Genomic DNA, 15,162 nt, shown 5'->3' with positions numbered 1-15,162 from the left:
CCGGCCCGTCCGACCGGGCCCGCCCTCACCAGTGAGCCCGGGCACCCGCGAGGATGCTGCCGGTCACCGCACGGGCTGATCCCGCTACGCCCCGCCGAGCACGAGTTCGGCGGGGCGTAGTGCTGTGGTGGGGCGGTAGGAGGTACCTCCTCCCGTTCCCGCTCAGCGGCAGGTCGGACCCACGCCCGGAGAACGTCTGCACACGAGGGAGCCCGGCCGGAGCCGGACACGTCCCGGGGGTGCCGTGCACCGCCTCGGACCGTCGCGATACCCAGCACCAGCGGCGCCACGGAGAAGAGCATGATGACGACCGGCACGCCGACTCCCTTCTTGTCTCCCGCGAGCCGAGAGGGAGCTGTCGTCGACGGAATCCTCGCCGTTCTGTCGGATTCGACGATGGCCGTTCGTCGTCCTCGTGAAACGTTCGGAAGGAGAACGGTCATGAAGTACGTGTTGTTCGTCGCCACCGACCCCGCCGGGGAGTCGACCGACGAGAACCCGGAGGCATGGGTCGAGAAGTGGAGCGAGCGCGGAGTCCGTGTGGAGGGGATGCCGCTCAGGCCGGTCGCCGAGACCAGAACCGTCCGCGTCCGCGAAGACCGGGTGCTGGTCACCGACGGCCCGTTCGCCGAGACGACCGAGTGGATCGCCGGGTACGACCTCGTCGAGGCCGCCGACCTCGACGAGGCGATCGAGGTCGCCGCCTCGCACCCGATGGCGACCGGCGGACGCATCGAGATCCGGCCGGTCGAACCGCTCGATCTCGGACCGGGTACCGGGAACGTCCCGCACGAGGGCGACGCGCCGGTCTCCCGCTTCCTCGGGATTTTCAGGACGGACCCGAGTGCGCCGGCCTTCAGTCCTGATCCCGCCTCGGTGGCCGAGTGGGTCCGCGAAGGTCTCGCCTCCGGCCGTTACCTCGGCGGCGAGCACCTGCGTCCTGTCCAGGACGCCACTCTCGTGCGCCGCCGCGGAGGGAAACTGCTGATCACCGACGGCGCGTACGCGGACCTGCCGGAGCGGGTGACCGGAATCGTGTTCATCGACGGTGGATGGGAGGAATCGATCGATTACCTCTCCCGCTGCCCCATGGCGCGGTCCGGGATCGTCGAGCTGCGCGAGTTCTGGACGGACTTCTCGTGAGAAACGGGCCGGCGGAGGTGCGGGCGGCTCTCGCCGAGGCGTACCGCGGCGAGTGGGGCGTTGTCTTCGGCACGATCGTGCGCCTCACCGGCGACTGGGAGTTGGCCGAGGACTGCGCGCAGGAGGCGTTCGTCCGCGCCCTGCCGGCCTGGGAACGTGACGGGGTGCCGCGCAGACCGGGAGCGTGGCTGGTGACCGCCGCCCGGCACCGCGCCCTGGACGTGCTGCGCCGCCGGACGACCGAGCGCGGCAAACTTGTCGAGGTCGCCGCGATCGAGGCGGTGCACGAACCACCGCCGCCCGGAGACGAGAGGCTGCGGCTGGTGTTCACCTGCTGCCACCCGGCGCTCCCCCTCGAATCCCGGGTGGCACTGACCCTCCGGGCGGTCGGCGGCCTCACCACGCGCGAGATCGCCCGTGCCTTCCTGGTCGGTGAAGACACCGTGTCGCAGCGGATCCTGCGGGCCAAGCGCAAGATCGCGGCCGCCGGAATCCCCTACCGGGTGCCGCTGCCCGGGGCGCGCGCCGAGCGGCTGGACGGAGTTCTCGCCGTCATATACCTCGTGTTCACCGAGGGATACGCGCCCAGCGACGGGAGCACCATCCGCGACCCGCTCGCCGAGGAGGCCATCCGGCTCGCCCGGCTCGTCGCCGCCGAAGTACCGGACGAGCCGGAGGCACGGGGGTTGCTCGCGCTGCTCCTGCTCCAGCACTCGAGGCGCGCCGCCCGGCTCGACGCGGACGGCGGCCTGATCACCCTGGAGCACCAGGACCGCGGGTGTTGGGACCGCTCGCTCATATCCGAGGGCGTGGGCCTCGCCCGCGAGGCGGTCGCCTCGGGTGGCCCCTACGCGCTCCAGGCGGCCATCGCCGCGCAACACGCCCTCGCCCCGACGGCCGCCGCGACCGACTGGGCGGCCGTCGTGTCGTTGTACGACCGCCTCCTCACCCTGCGCGCGAACCCGGTGGTGGCACTCAACCGCGCGGTCGCCCTGGGGATGCGCGACGGTCCACAGGCGCAGTTGGACGCCGTCGATGCCCTGGGAACCCCCAAGGAACTGACCGGACACCACGCCCTGCCCGCCGTCCGCGCGGACGCACTGCGCCGCCTAGGTCAAACCCACGAGGCAGCGGAGGCGTACCGGGCGGCGAAGAGCGCCGCCCCGAACGACGCGATCGTCCAGGAATTCGCCAAGCGCCTGGCCGAGTTGGGACCAGGGGCGGAGGCAGACACGCGAGCGGGTTCGTGAACCAGGAAGGGAGTGACAGCGCGGGACCTGACGGAGACACTTTGGTCTCGCGAGGCAGCGTAACGACAGCAACAGCCGCAAGCAGTGGCCAACATCTTCCAGGCCGATCCGAAGAATCAGATGAGGGGAACGTCCCGCTGTGGCCGATACTCACCACGAAGAAGTCCTCGACCGGATCGCCAAGGGGCTCGTCTACACGGAGTCCGAAGCGGCATTCCAGGCGCCCCGCCGCCGCGCGGACCAGATTTTCGAGTACAACCGAACGCCCCCGAGCGAAAGTGGGAGGCGTCGGTCGCTGCTCGTCGCGATCTTCGGCTCCGTCGGAGAGCGCACGGTGCTGTTGCCGCCGTTCCACGCCGGGTTCGGCAGCAACGTCCACATCGGCGACGACTTCTTCGGAAACGTGAACCTGACGTTCGTCGATGACGTGGACATCCGCATAGGCGACGGAGTCATGATCGCGCCCAGCGTGACCCTGACCACGACGGGACACCCGGTGCATCCTGCGCGACGAGCTGACTTCGGGCGGTTCTCCGAGCCGATCGTGATCGAGGACAAGGTGTGGATCGGCAGCAACGTGGTGATCCTGCCCGGCGTCCGGATCGGCTACGGGTCGGTCATCGGCGCCGGCAGCGTCGTCAGCCGCAGCATTCCCCCGATGAGCGTCGCGCTCGGGACGCCTTGCCGTGTGGTCCGCCCCATCACGGACGAAGACCTCACCACACGTACCGCGTAGGTCGTCCCCCGTCTCGATGCCGCGCGGGAGCCTCATGCACATCGCGTTGTTCCGGGCGCCGGTCACTTCTACACCGGCCCTGAGCATCCCGACCATGACCCGGCTGCTGCCGGGCTGACCTGACGCCGCGTGCCGGACTTCCTGGGCTGACCGATCGTCGTCCGTATGCGATCGAGTCGAGGCGCGGGCGGCCACTCCCCGCACCCGACGTCCCGTCAAAAGAGCGCCGGGGAAGGCTGAGCAGCTCCGGCGCGAGCGGAGCACCGTCGGCGCCGGTGCTCCGCTCGCGGGGTGAGGCGTGCTGACGGAAGATCAGGTCGACTCGCGCACGACGAGTTCGTTCGGCATGATCACCGGCCCTGTGGGGCCGCCGTCGATCAGGCCGAGGAGCAGGTGGACGGCGGCGGTCGCCTGGTCGGCCATCGGGCTGCGGACCGAGGTGAGCGCGGGACTGGTGTAGGACGCGGCCTCTATGTCGTCGAAGCCGATGACCGCCACGTCCTCGGGGACGCGTCGGCCCGCTTGATGGAGGGCGCGCAGGGCTCCGATCGCCATCAGGTCGTTGGCTGCGAACACCGCGTCGAGGTCGGGATCGTCCTCCAGGAGCTGCCGCATGGCTTCGGCGCCGGAGACTCTGGTGAAGTCGCCCAGCGCCACGATGGAGCGACGGCCGGTGTCACGCAGCGTCTGACGATACCCATCGAGGCGCTCACGCGCCTCGTACAGTTCGAGCGGCCCTGTGATGGTGGCGATCCGGCGCCGACCGCGCTCGAGGAGATGACGCACGGCCAGCGCCGCTCCGCCGGCGTTGTCCAGCGCGACGTACGGGACGTCCTGGGCGGAGGTGCGGTTGAAGGACACGACAGGCAGGCCCTGCCGGGCCAGTGCGGCCGGCAGCGGATCCGTACCGTGCAAGGCGACCAGGAGCACGCCGTCCACATGCCCGCCGGCGATGTACTCCACGACTCTGGTCCGGCTCCGGTCCGATTCCGCGAGCATGAGCACGAGCCGTTTGCCCGCCGTCTCGAGCTCTCTGCTGACGGCGCGGACCACGGCGGAGAAGAGGGGGTCGTCGGAGACGACTCCCTGGGGCGGGTCGGATACCACCACGGCGACGGTGTCTGTGCGGCGGGTGACGAGATTGCGTGCCGCACCGTTGGGCACGTAGCCCAATTCGTTCACGGCGCGCATGACGACGTCCCGGATCTGCGGGGCGACCGTCGTCTCGCCGTTGATGACCCGGGAGACGCTCGATTTGGACACGCCCGCTCGGGCGGCCACCACATCGAGAGTGGGGCGTTTCATACCCGTCCGTCCCCTGTGCCGCCGCCCGGGTTCGTGCGCGGGGCGGGTTCTCTCATCAGGGCGACCTCCGACTCTGCGTCATGGCGATGCGAGCAGCGTATCCGCAGGCCGGGGGGACATGAGCGTGCCCGGAAAGACGTCTCCCTCAACGCCACCCCCGTGGTTGTCGGCGCGCCGTGCAGCCCTTGAGAGACCGCTCCCTGGCTTACGTCGCAGATGTTACGTCGCTGTTTATTCGAGGTGGGAGAGGCCTTGACAGCCTTTCCCGGTCCCTCCATCCTCCCTCTCAGGGAGCGCTCCCTGACCTCCCCCCACTTGAGGAGTCGCCCATGCAAGCGCCGCTGCGTCGCTTCAGCTTATTTTTGGCCCTCGCGGCCGCACTGCTCGCTTTCATCGCTCTCCCCACCCCTTCCGCGCAGGCGGCGGAGGTGCTGCTCTCCCAGGGAAAGCCCGCCACCTCCTCAAGTACCGAGGGAAACTTCAGCGCTCGTAGCGCCGTCGACGGCGACCCGGGCACGCGCTGGTCCAGCGCCTTCGCCGACCCGCAGTGGCTTCAGATCGACCTCGGGGCGAGTGCCGGGATCAGCCGCGTCGTCCTCAACTGGGAAGCCGCGTACGGCAAGGCGTTCAGGATCGAGGTATCGAGCGACGCGCAGAACTGGACCGTCGTCCACCAGACAGCCGCGGGCACGGGCGGCACCCAGAACCTGGCCGTTTCCGGCACCGGCCGCTATGTGCGCATGTACGGGACGCAGCGTGCCACCGGTTACGGCTACTCGCTGTGGGAGTTCCAGGTGTACGGCACTGCGGGTACCGGCGGTGACGCCGGCCAACTGCTCTCCTACGGCAGGCCGGGCGCGGCTTCCTCTTCCCAGAGTGACCAGAACTGCTGGGAATGCACGCCGGCCAGGGCCTTCGACCGGGATCCGGCCTCCCGCTGGTCCACAAGCTCCACCACGGGGTGGACCGATCCGGGCTGGATCTCCGTCGATCTCGGTGCGTCGGCGCAGATCGACAAGGTTGTCCTGCAGTGGGATCCCGCCTACGCCAAGTCGTTCCAGATCCAGGTCTCCTCGAACGGAGCCGACTGGACACCGATCTATTCGACGACGTCCGGCACGGGCTTCAAGCAGACGCTGACCGTCTCCGGCACCGGCCGCTATGTGCGCATGTACGGGACGCAGCGCGCCACCCCTTACGGCTACTCGCTGTGGGAGTTCCAGGTGTACGGCACCGGCGGCGCTCCGATACAGGCTCCGCCGCTGCCGAGTGACCCCGCGAACCCTCCGCGGCTGGTGTGGAGCGACGATTTCGACGGCGCCGCAGGCGGCAAGCCCGACTCATCGAAGTGGAGGGCCGATCCGGGCACCGGGCCGAACAACGAGCTGGAGTACTACACCGACCACCGCAACGCCGCACTGGACGGGGCGGGACACCTGGTGATGGAAGCACGCAAGGAGGCCACCGCCGGATCGTCGTGCCCGCCCGACCCGCTGAGCGGCAGCACCACGTGTCAGTACACCTCGGCGCGGATGAACACCGGCGCGACGTTCCAGTTCACCTACGGGCGCGTCGAGGCACGCATCAAGGTGCCCAAGGGCAACGGTCTGTGGCCCGCGTTCTGGATGATGGGCGGCGACTTCCTGACGGGCCGGCCGTGGCCGTACAACGGCGAGATCGACATCATGGAGATCCTCGGCAAGGACGTGAAGACCGCTTACTCGACCGTCCACGCGCCCGCCTACAACGGCGGGGGTGGAATCGGCGCGCCGTACACACTGCCCGGGAACGCCGACTTCTCCGACGACTTCCACACCTGGGTCGCCGACTGGAACAGCAAGGGCATCACCTACAGCGTGGACGGCCGGACCGTTCTGACTCTCAGCAAAGAGCAGGTGGAGCAGACACGCGGACCGTGGATCTTCGACCACCCTCACTACCTGATCCTCAACCTGGCGGTCGGAGGTGACTGGCCGGGCCCGACAGACGCCGGCACCCCCTTCCCCGCCAAAATGCTCGTCGACCACGTGCGGGTCTATCAGTGACCCCTGGCCGCCCGGTGACCGCGAAGGTCCCGGGCGGCTCCGCCCGCCCCCTGTGGGCGGCGGTCCGAGACACCCGAATCCCCCTGCGGGCAGACGTCACTGTCCGCCTCCCGCTCCCCCATCGCTGCACTTCGGCGAGCAGACCTGTCACCCCTGATGCCCGTAAGGAAGTGAAATGCGCGGATATCCCGCCCATCTGTACACACTGTTGGTGAGCGCTCTGGCGGTCGTGCTGGCCGCCGCCCTGAGCTTGACCGTATCGACCCAGCAGGCCCAGGCCGCGACGGTCACCGTCCAGGCCGAGTCCTACGCGGCCCAGTCGGGTGTCGTGTCGGAGGCGACCGGGGACATCGGGGGCGGGCAGAACGCCGCGTTCCTCGCCAACGGTGACTGGATGCGCTTCGACAACGTCGACCTCGGCGCGGCCGGCCGGCTGACGGTGTCGGCCCGGATCGCGTCCGCCGTCGGCTCGGGCACGGTGGAGTTCCGGACCGGCAGCCTGACCGGACCACTGCTCGCCGTCATACCGGTCTCCCCGACCGGCGGTTGGCAGACCTGGGCGACCCAGGCCACCGACGTAACCACCCATCCCACCGGTTCGCAGACGGTGTTCGCCGTGCTGCGCAGCACGACGTCCGGTGACTTCGTCAACATCAACTGGTTCTCCTTCGTCGGCGCGGCCGACAGCCCGGCGGCCGGATGGGTCCCCATCGACCAGGCCAAGTGGGACGCCCAGTTGGCGCAGTTCCGTGCGATGACGCCCGCCGCCGTGCCCGCCGGTATCGTCCGGGTCCCGGAGTTCAACGCCACCTGCTCCTACAGCCACTCCAAGCCGGACGACCCCATCGTCCTGCCGGGCCTGCCCGGTGCGTCCCACATGCACAGCTTCTTCGGCAACAGGAGCACCGACGCGTTCTCCACGACCCAGTCGCTGCTGACCAACGCACCCACCAGCTGCACCCCTGCCAACGACCTCTCGGCGTACTGGATCCCGACCCTGTACGAAGGCGACAAGGCCGTCGAAGCCGAGGGCATGATCGTGTACTACGGCTCCCGGCTCGCCGACCCCTCGGCGACCGTGCCCTTCCCGCAGGGGTTCCGCATGATCGCGGGCAACGCCAAGACCCAGACGCCTACCCCGGCGGGCTCGCCGGGCCAGTACTGGTGCGCCGGCGAGGGCGGTGAGATCGGCCGCAGCGCCGACGGCAACTGGCCGCGCTGCGCCCCGACGGCCCATCTCACCCACCAACTCGTCTTCCCCGACTGCTGGGACGGCAAGAACCTCGACAGTCCCGACCACAAGTCGCACGTGGCGACCACCTACGACGGCAAGTGCAGTGGCGCCTATCCCGTCGCCATCCCCAACCTCTCCTTCGTCGTCAGCTATCCGACCAGCGGCAGCACCGCGGGCTTCCGGCTGGCCTCGGGCATGGCATCGTCCATCCACGGCGACTTCTTCAACGCCTGGGACAACGCCGGTCTCGGGCACCGCGTGAAGGACTGCATCACCCAGAAGGCCAAGTGCAACTCCGCCGGCACATTCTGACCCTGTGGGCGGCAAGCGCCATGGTGGTGGCGCTGCCGGCCGTCGGGTGCACCTCGCAGCCGACGGCCGGCGCGTCGCCGGGACCGGCCTTCAACGCTACCGACACCGCTTGGATCCTGTTGATGATCCCCATGACCGAGCGCGCACAACTCCTGACCGATCTGGCACCCTCCCGCACGACGGACCCGAGCCTGGCCGAGCTGGCGGCGAAGACCGGATCGACGCTGCGCGGAGACCTGCGCCGACTGCGCGCGGTGCTGCGTCTCTCAGGCGTCCCCGATACCCACCCCCACGAGGGGCACGACATGCCGGGCATGGTGAGCCTCGGCACCCTCGAAAAGGCGGCTGCCGCGAACGGCCAGGCGTTCGACCGGATTCTCACGGACGCGCTGCGCGCCGGCTTCAAGCAGTCCCGGTTGCTCTGCGCCGGCGAGCAGACCCATGGCCAGGCCGACGAGGCGACGGAACTGGCCGCAGCCATCGCGAGGACCACGGCCGAGCAGACCACCCGGCTGGACAAGCTGCGAGCAGCACAGCCTGCGACGTCCGGCGAGAAGACAGCGGTGGCGCCCGGGCCGGGCGCGTGACCAGGACGTCCATCGCCTCGCGGACCACCGGGGTGCGGAGGGCCGGGCCTCCTGTTCCGAAGGTCCGGAGTCCTGGCTGACGTGCTCCGGGTGGACCCGGCGTGGTTTCGCCTTGTACGCAGCCATCCGCGCACATGCGCGGTTCAGGCGGACAAGGTATTCCCCACGGTTGCCAGGGGGAGACGCTCGGGCTCACCGTGGAAGACAGCCGCGAAACGTTTCCGCAGGGCAGAACGTTTCCGCAGGACAAAACTGGTGGGGCGGGTGGGACTCGAACCCACGGCCGACGGATTATGAGTCCGCTGCTCTAACCGGCTGAGCTACCGCCCCGTTTCGGCGTGGCGCGTACATGTGTACGCGCCGTCTGCCGCAGCATAGCCGGTCATACGATCTCTCGCTCCGACTGCCCGGCTACTCATGACCATGAAGACCGCGCTGCCCGCTGCCCGGTTCCGGGCGGAGGCAAGTTGACGCGAAAGAGTCACTCCGGCCCCACCGGCACCACCGTGACAGGCGCCTCACGGGCCGGCTCCGGGCATACGAAAAAGGACCCCGCAGGGTCCTCTTCCGTCTCGCTCCCCCGACTGGACTCGAACCAGTAACCCTCCGGTTAACAGCCGAATGCTCTGCCAATTGAGCTACAGGGGATCGCGCTCCCCCGACTGGACTCGAACCAGTAACCTGCCGGTTAACAGCCGGCTGCTCTGCCAATTGAGCTACAGGGGATTGTGGCGTTGCCTCGAACGTACCTGCCTGGCTGCTGCCGGGCGGCGCGCGTTCGCTGCGACACATACATTAGCGCAAGCAGGGGGGTGCTTTGCCAATCGGTATCGCCCGGGGTGATCTCGGGCGTCCGCGGGTAGGCGGGCAGCACACGTCGCACGGAGCGAAGGAAGGGTGGCAGCCATGCGGTACCGGCTCACGTTCATCGCCGGAGTGGCCCTCGGTTACGTGCTCGGCACGCGTGCCGGGCGCGAGCGTTACGAGCAGCTGAAGAAGTCCGCACGCCAGTTCGCCCAGAACCCGGCCGTGCGCAACACCTGCGAGACGGCGGCCCAGAGCGGCCGCCAGTTCGCCGGGAAGGCGTACCACGCGGTCGAGGAGAAGGTCGGCGACAAGGTGCCGGCGTCGGTGGCGGACCGGATGCGGTCCAAGCGCGGGCGCGGGGCGAACGGCGAGGACGACTGGGGGACCACCAACACCTGAGTCAGCACGCATCGCACGTCTGCCGCACCACCGGTCGGGAAACCTCCGGGGGTGCGGCAGAATCTGTGTATGGGCATAGTCGCCGGCTTGGACAGTTCTTCCGCCTTCACGCACATCGTGGTCTGCGATACGGACACGGGTGCCGTACTGCGCCAGGGATACGCCGCACATCCCGTCGACGCGAAGGCCACCGAGGTCGATCCTCAGGCGTGGCTGCTCTCCCTCGGTGAGGCCGCCGCCGGCGGGCTGCTCGAGGGGGTGCAGGCCATCGGTGTGTCGGCGCAGCAGCACGGGCTCGTGCCGCTGGACCACCAGGGCAACCTCGTACGTCCCGCACTGCTCGGCAACGACCGGCGGGCGCAGGTCGCCGCGGCCGATCTGATCGACGGGCTCGGCGGGCGGCAGGCCTGGGCGGAGGCGGTCGGGTCGGTGCCGCAGGCCGCTCAGCCCGTGTCGAAGCTGCGCTGGCTGGCCCGGACCGAGCCGGACATGGCGCAGCGGGTCGCCGCGGTGCTGCAGCCGCACGACTGGCTGGTGTGGCAGCTGCTGGGCCGGCCGGCCCGGCGGACCACCGACCGCGGGGCCGCCTCCGGGACGGGTTACTGGTCGGCGGGCAGCGAGTCCTACCGGCCCGACCTGGTGGAGCTCGCGCTCGGACGCCAGGCGGCGCTGCCGGAGGTTCTCGGTCCGTCCGACGCGGCGGGGACGACGCCCGAGGGGCTGCTGATCTCCGCGGGGACGGGCGAGACGATGGCGGCGGCGTTCGGGCTCGGGGTCGCGGTCGGTGACGCGGTGGTGTCGCTGGGGGCCTCGGGTTCGGTGATGGCGGTGCACCACGAGGCGCTGGCGGACCCGACCGGGATGATCACGTCGTTCGCCGACGCGACCGGGATGCATCTGCCGGTGGTCCACACGTCGAACGCGGTACGCGCCCTGCGCGGGACTGCCGAGATGCTGGGTCTTGACGGGCTGGAGGAGCTGTCGGCGCTGGCGCTGAAATCGACGCCGGGCTCCTCGGGGCTCGTACTGCTGCCGTATCTGGAGGGTGAGCGCACCCCGGATCTGCCGCACACCGCCGGAACGCTGAGCGGGCTGCGGCGTGAGTCGATGAAGCCGGAGCACCTGGCGCGGGCCGCCTTCGAGGGGATGCTGTGCTCGCTGGCCGACGCGCTGGACGTGCTGCGCGGCCGCGGGGTGGAGGTGCGGCGGGTGTTCCTGCTGGGCGCCGCCGCCGAACTGCCGGCCGTGCAGGGGCTGGCGCCGGCGCTGCTGGGCACCCAGGTGGTCGTGCCGCAGCCGGCCCAGTACGCGGCGCTGGGTGCGGCCCGGCAGGCGGCCTGGGCGCTGGGCGTCTCGAAGGGGACGCTGGACGGGCGCACTCCCCCGGCGTGGCAGGGGGCCGCCGCACAGGTGCTGGAGCCGGGCGAGGAGCTGCCGGTCGGGAAGGCGGTGCGCCAGCAGTACGTGGCGACGCGGGACCAGATCCACCCGGGGGCCTTCGACAGGGTGCGGTGAGGCGACTGCCCTCGGTGACGGTCGGCCGCGACCGGGTCCGGAAATTGTGGACCGGGTCTGTTTTTTGACCTGGACTTGAATAAAAACGTTCGCTGTCCCGGTGCGCGGTACCCGAAAATGGGTCGACTCCCGACCTCGTCGACCCCGAGAGACACGCGTGCTCATAAAACTCCTGCGGGCCTGTCTCGGTCCGTACAAGAAACCGATCGCACTGCTGGTCGTCTTCCAGCTGCTGCAGACCTGCGCCACGCTCTATCTGCCCACCCTCAACGCGGACATCATTGACAACGGTGTCGTCCGCGGTGACACGGGCTACATCGTCCAGTACGGCGGCGTCATGATCGTCGTCAGTATCGCCCAGGTGGTGTGCAACATCGGGGCCGTCTACATCGGCGCCCGTACCGCGTCCGCGCTGGGCCGCGACATCCGGGCCTCGGTCTTCGACCGGGTGCAGTCGTTCTCGGCGCGGGAGGTCGGCCGCTTCGGCGCACCTTCGCTGATCACCCGTACGACCAATGACGTGCAGCAGGTCCAGATGCTGGTCCTGATGACGTTCACGCTGATGGTGTCGGCGCCGATCATGTGCGTCGGCGGCATCATCATGGCGCTCGGCCAGGACGTCCCGCTGTCCGCGGTGCTGCTCGCGGTGGTGCCGGTCCTCGGCATCGCGGTGAGCCTCATCGTGCGGAGGATGCGTCCGCTGTTCCGGACGATGCAGGAGCGGCTCGACACCGTGAACCGGGTGCTGCGCGAGCAGATCACCGGCAACCGGGTCATCCGCGCCTTCGTCCGCGACGACTACGAGGAGGAACGCTTCCGGGGCGCCAACACCGAACTGACGGACGTGGCCCTGTCCACGGGCCGGCTGATGGCGCTGATGTTCCCGACCGTGATGACGGTCGTGAACGTGTCGTCGATCGCCGTCGTCTGGTTCGGCGCGCACCGGATCGACAGCGGCGGGATGGAGATCGGCGCGCTGACCGCGTTCCTCTCCTATCTGATGCAGATCGTCATGTCGGTGATGATGGCCACCTTCATGTTCATGATGGTGCCGCGCGCCGAGGTCTGCGCCGAGCGCATCCAGGAGGTCCTGGAGACCGATTCCTCCGTGGTGCCGCCGGTGAACCCGGTGCGCGAGCTCACGGTCCGGGGGCATCTGGAGGTGCGCGGTGCGCACTTCCGCTACCCCGGCGCCGAGGAGCCGGTGCTGCGCTCGGTGGACCTGGTCGCGCGGGCCGGTGAGACGACCGCGATCATCGGGTCGACGGGCAGCGGGAAGTCGACGCTGCTCGGTCTCGTACCCCGGCTGTTCGATGTGACGGACGGCCAGGTGCTGGTCGACGGGACGGACGTACGGACGGTGGATCCGGCGCTGCTGGCGAAGACCGTGAGTCTCGTCCCGCAGAAGCCGTACCTGTTCTCCGGGACGGTCGCGACGAATCTGCGGTACGGGAATCCGGACGCGACCGACGAGGAGCTGTGGCACGCGCTGGAGATCGCGCAGGCCAAGGAGTTCGTCGAGCAACTGGAGCACGGCCTCGACGCACCGATCGCGCAGGGCGGCACCAATGTCTCCGGCGGACAGCGGCAGCGGCTCTCGATCGCCCGGACGCTGGTGCAGCGGCCGGAGATCTACCTCTTCGACGACTCCTTCTCGGCGCTGGACTACGCCACGGACGCGGCGCTGCGCGCGGCGCTGTTGCGGGAGACACAGGGGGCGACGGTGGTGATCGTCGCGCAGCGGGTGTCCACCATCCGCGACGCGGACCGGATCCTGGTGCTGGACGAGGGCCGCGTCGTCGGCTCCGGCAGCCACCACGAGCTGATGGACGGCAATGAGACCTACCGGGAGATCGTTCTCTCGCAGCTGACGGAAGCGGAGGCCGCGTAATGGCCGGGCCTGGCGGACGCATGATGGCGGGCGGGGCGCCGACCGAGCGGTCCATGGACTTCAAGGGCTCCACGAAGCGGCTGCTGAAGCGCTTCGCGGCCGAGAAGGCCACCCTGTACGTGATGCTGGTGGCCGTGGCGCTGAGTGTGGCGCTGTCGGTGGTCGGCCCGAAGATCCTCGGCAAGGCCACCGACCTGGTGTTCGCCGGTGTCGTCGGCCGGGGCATGGACGCCGGGACGACGAAGGAGCAGGCCGTCGAGGGCCTGCGGCACAGCAACAACGGCCTGGCCGACATGCTCTCCAAGGTGGACTTCACCCCGGGGCAGGGCATGGACTTCGACGCGATCGGCCAGGTGCTGCTCATGGCGCTGACCGTGTACGTCGGAGCCGGGCTGCTGATGCTCGTATCGACGCGGCTGTCGATCCGGGTGATCAACCGGGTCGTGTTCCAGCTCCGCGAGGACCTCCAGACGAAGCTGTCGCGGCTGCCGCTGTCGTACTTCGACCGGGCCAAGCGCGGCGAGGTGCTGAGCCGGGCGACGAACGACATCGACAACATCTCGCAGACGCTGCAGCAGACGATGGGGCAGCTGATCAACTCGCTGCTCACCATCGTCGGCGTACTCGTGATGATGTTCTGGATCTCGCCGCTGCTGGCGCTGATCGCGCTGGTGACGGTGCCGCTGTCGGTGGTCGTGGCCACACGGGTCGGCAAGCGCTCCCAGCCGCAGTTCGTCCAGCAGTGGAAGGTGACGGGCAAGCTCAACGCCCACATCGAGGAGATGTACACCGGCCACACCCTGGTGAAGGTCTTCGGGCGGCAGGAGGAGTCGGCGCGTGACTTCGCCGAGCAGAACGACGCGCTGTACGAGGCCGGGTTCAAGGCGCAGTTCAACAGCGGCATCATGCAGCCGCTGATGATGTTCGTGTCGAACCTCAACTATGTGCTGATCGCCGTCGTCGGCGGGCTCCGGGTCGCCTCGGGCGCCCTGTCGATCGGTGATGTGCAGGCCTTCATCCAGTACTCGCGGCAGTTCTCCATGCCGCTGACCCAGGTCGCCTCGATGGCGAACCTGGTGCAGTCCGGGGTGGCTTCGGCCGAGCGGATCTTCGAGCTGCTGGACGCCGAGGAGCAGGACGCCGACCCGGCGAAGGCCGAGGCGGAGTACCCCGGGGAGCTGCGCGGCAGCGTGTCCCTGGAGAACGTCTCGTTCCGTTACGACCCGGAGAAGCCGCTCATCGAGGATCTGTCGCTGAGCGTCGAGCCGGGCCACACGGTGGCGATCGTCGGTCCGACCGGCGCCGGCAAGACGACGCTGGTCAACCTGCTGATGCGGTTCTACGAGGTGACCGGCGGCCGGATCGCTCTCGACGGGGTCGACATCGCGAAGATGTCGCGCGACGACCTGCGCTCGGGCATCGGCATGGTCCTCCAGGACACCTGGCTGTTCGGCGGGACCATCGCGGAGAACATCGCCTACGGGGCGTCGGGCGACGTCACCCGGGAGCAGATCGAGGAAGCGGCGCGGGCGGCCCACGCCGACCGGTTCATCCGCACCCTGCCCGACGGCTACGACACCCGCATCGACGACGAGGGCTCGGGCGTCAGCGCGGGCGAGAAGCAGCTGATCACCATCGCCCGGGCGTTCCTGTCCGACCCGGTGATACTGGTGCTCGACGAGGCGACCAGCTCCGTCGACACCCGTACCGAGGTGCTGATCCAGAAGGCGATGGCGGGCCTGGCCCACGGTCGTACGAGCTTCGTGATCGCGCACCGGCTCTCCACCATCCGGGACGCCGACGTCATCCTGGTGATGGAGAACGGTTCCATCGTCGAACAGGGCACGCACGACGAACTGCTGGACGCGAAGGGCGCGTACGCCCGGCTGTACGCGGCACAGTTCGCGCAGGCGGTCGCCGAGGTCGACTAGCGGACCG

11 protein-coding genes and 3 tRNA genes are annotated in these 15,162 nt (G+C 69.3%); 10 read left to right on the top strand and 4 right to left on the bottom strand.

What is annotated here, in order from left to right; all coding sequences use genetic code 11:
* The first annotated feature begins 441 nt into the window (after positions 1-441).
* The 3 genes from ABTX18_RS06105 (at position 442) to ABTX18_RS06095 (ending at position 3,129) form a co-directional block, all read left to right on the top strand.
* Positions 442-1,143 (top strand): YciI family protein, encoded by a 702-nt coding sequence (locus ABTX18_RS06105; protein WP_352121530.1) that lies wholly within the window; start codon positions 442-444, stop codon positions 1,141-1,143.
* Positions 1,140-2,393: an RNA polymerase sigma factor gene (locus ABTX18_RS06100; RefSeq protein ID WP_352121529.1), complete on the top strand. Its 1,254-nt coding sequence runs from the start codon at positions 1,140-1,142 to the stop codon at positions 2,391-2,393. The genes ABTX18_RS06105 and ABTX18_RS06100 overlap by 4 nt, the downstream gene beginning before the upstream one ends.
* Positions 2,394-2,532: 139 nt before the next feature.
* Positions 2,533-3,129, top strand: a complete 597-nt coding sequence (locus ABTX18_RS06095) for a sugar O-acetyltransferase (RefSeq protein ID WP_352121528.1) — start codon at positions 2,533-2,535, stop codon at positions 3,127-3,129.
* 312 nt (positions 3,130-3,441) lie between these two features.
* Here ABTX18_RS06095 and ABTX18_RS06090 read toward each other — a convergent pair whose 3' ends face one another.
* Positions 3,442-4,434 carry a LacI family DNA-binding transcriptional regulator gene (locus ABTX18_RS06090; RefSeq protein WP_352121527.1) on the bottom strand — a complete coding sequence of 331 codons (993 nt, stop codon included), beginning with the start codon at positions 4,432-4,434 and terminating at the stop codon, positions 3,442-3,444.
* A gap of 329 nt (positions 4,435-4,763) precedes the next feature.
* Here ABTX18_RS06090 and ABTX18_RS06085 point away from each other — a divergent pair, with 329 nt between their 5' ends.
* The 3 genes from ABTX18_RS06085 (at position 4,764) to ABTX18_RS06075 (ending at position 8,612) form a co-directional block, all read left to right on the top strand.
* A complete protein-coding gene (locus ABTX18_RS06085) occupies positions 4,764-6,479 on the top strand; it encodes a discoidin domain-containing protein (protein WP_352121526.1) in 1,716 nt (571 codons plus the stop codon).
* A 175-nt stretch (positions 6,480-6,654) separates the two neighbouring features.
* Positions 6,655-8,025: a DUF1996 domain-containing protein gene (locus ABTX18_RS06080; RefSeq protein ID WP_352121525.1), complete on the top strand. Its 1,371-nt coding sequence runs from the start codon at positions 6,655-6,657 to the stop codon at positions 8,023-8,025.
* 20 nt (positions 8,026-8,045) lie between these two features.
* Positions 8,046-8,612: a DUF305 domain-containing protein gene (locus ABTX18_RS06075; protein WP_352121856.1), complete on the top strand. Its 567-nt coding sequence runs from the start codon at positions 8,046-8,048 to the stop codon at positions 8,610-8,612.
* Between the two features lie 253 nt (positions 8,613-8,865).
* On the opposite strand, the gene ABTX18_RS06070 is transcribed toward ABTX18_RS06075, so the two are convergent.
* From ABTX18_RS06070 to ABTX18_RS06060, 3 genes are all read right to left on the bottom strand, one after another.
* A tRNA-Ile gene (locus tag ABTX18_RS06070) sits at positions 8,866-8,942 on the bottom strand.
* A 245-nt stretch (positions 8,943-9,187) separates the two neighbouring features.
* Positions 9,188-9,260: transfer RNA gene (locus ABTX18_RS06065), tRNA-Asn, on the bottom strand.
* A gap of 5 nt (positions 9,261-9,265) precedes the next feature.
* Positions 9,266-9,338 (bottom strand) — tRNA-Asn (locus ABTX18_RS06060).
* Positions 9,339-9,518: 180 nt separating this feature from the next.
* Here ABTX18_RS06060 and ABTX18_RS06055 point away from each other — a divergent pair.
* The 4 genes from ABTX18_RS06055 to ABTX18_RS06040 all read left to right on the top strand — a co-directional run bounded on the left by ABTX18_RS06055 (position 9,519) and on the right by ABTX18_RS06040 (position 15,155).
* Entirely contained in the window at positions 9,519-9,818 is a 300-nt protein-coding gene (locus tag ABTX18_RS06055; protein WP_352121855.1) for a YtxH domain-containing protein, read from the top strand.
* Positions 9,819-9,887: 69 nt separating this feature from the next.
* Positions 9,888-11,333, top strand: a complete 1,446-nt coding sequence (locus ABTX18_RS06050) for an FGGY family carbohydrate kinase (RefSeq protein WP_352121524.1) — start codon at positions 9,888-9,890, stop codon at positions 11,331-11,333.
* 157 nt (positions 11,334-11,490) lie between these two features.
* Positions 11,491-13,224 carry an ABC transporter ATP-binding protein gene (locus ABTX18_RS06045; protein ID WP_352121523.1) on the top strand — a complete coding sequence of 578 codons (1,734 nt, stop codon included), beginning with the start codon at positions 11,491-11,493 and terminating at the stop codon, positions 13,222-13,224.
* Complete coding sequence (locus tag ABTX18_RS06040; protein ID WP_352121522.1) at positions 13,224-15,155, top strand: ABC transporter ATP-binding protein; 1,932 nt, start codon at positions 13,224-13,226, stop codon at positions 15,153-15,155. Before ABTX18_RS06045 ends, ABTX18_RS06040 begins: the two co-directional genes overlap by 1 nt.
* Positions 15,156-15,162: the final 7 nt, after the last annotated feature.

The sequence above is a fragment of the Streptomyces sp. NPDC096323 genome (assembly GCF_040302845.1).
Lineage (GTDB): Bacteria > Actinomycetota > Actinomycetes > Streptomycetales > Streptomycetaceae > Streptomyces.
This window is presented reverse-complemented; position numbering and strand designations above follow the sequence as displayed.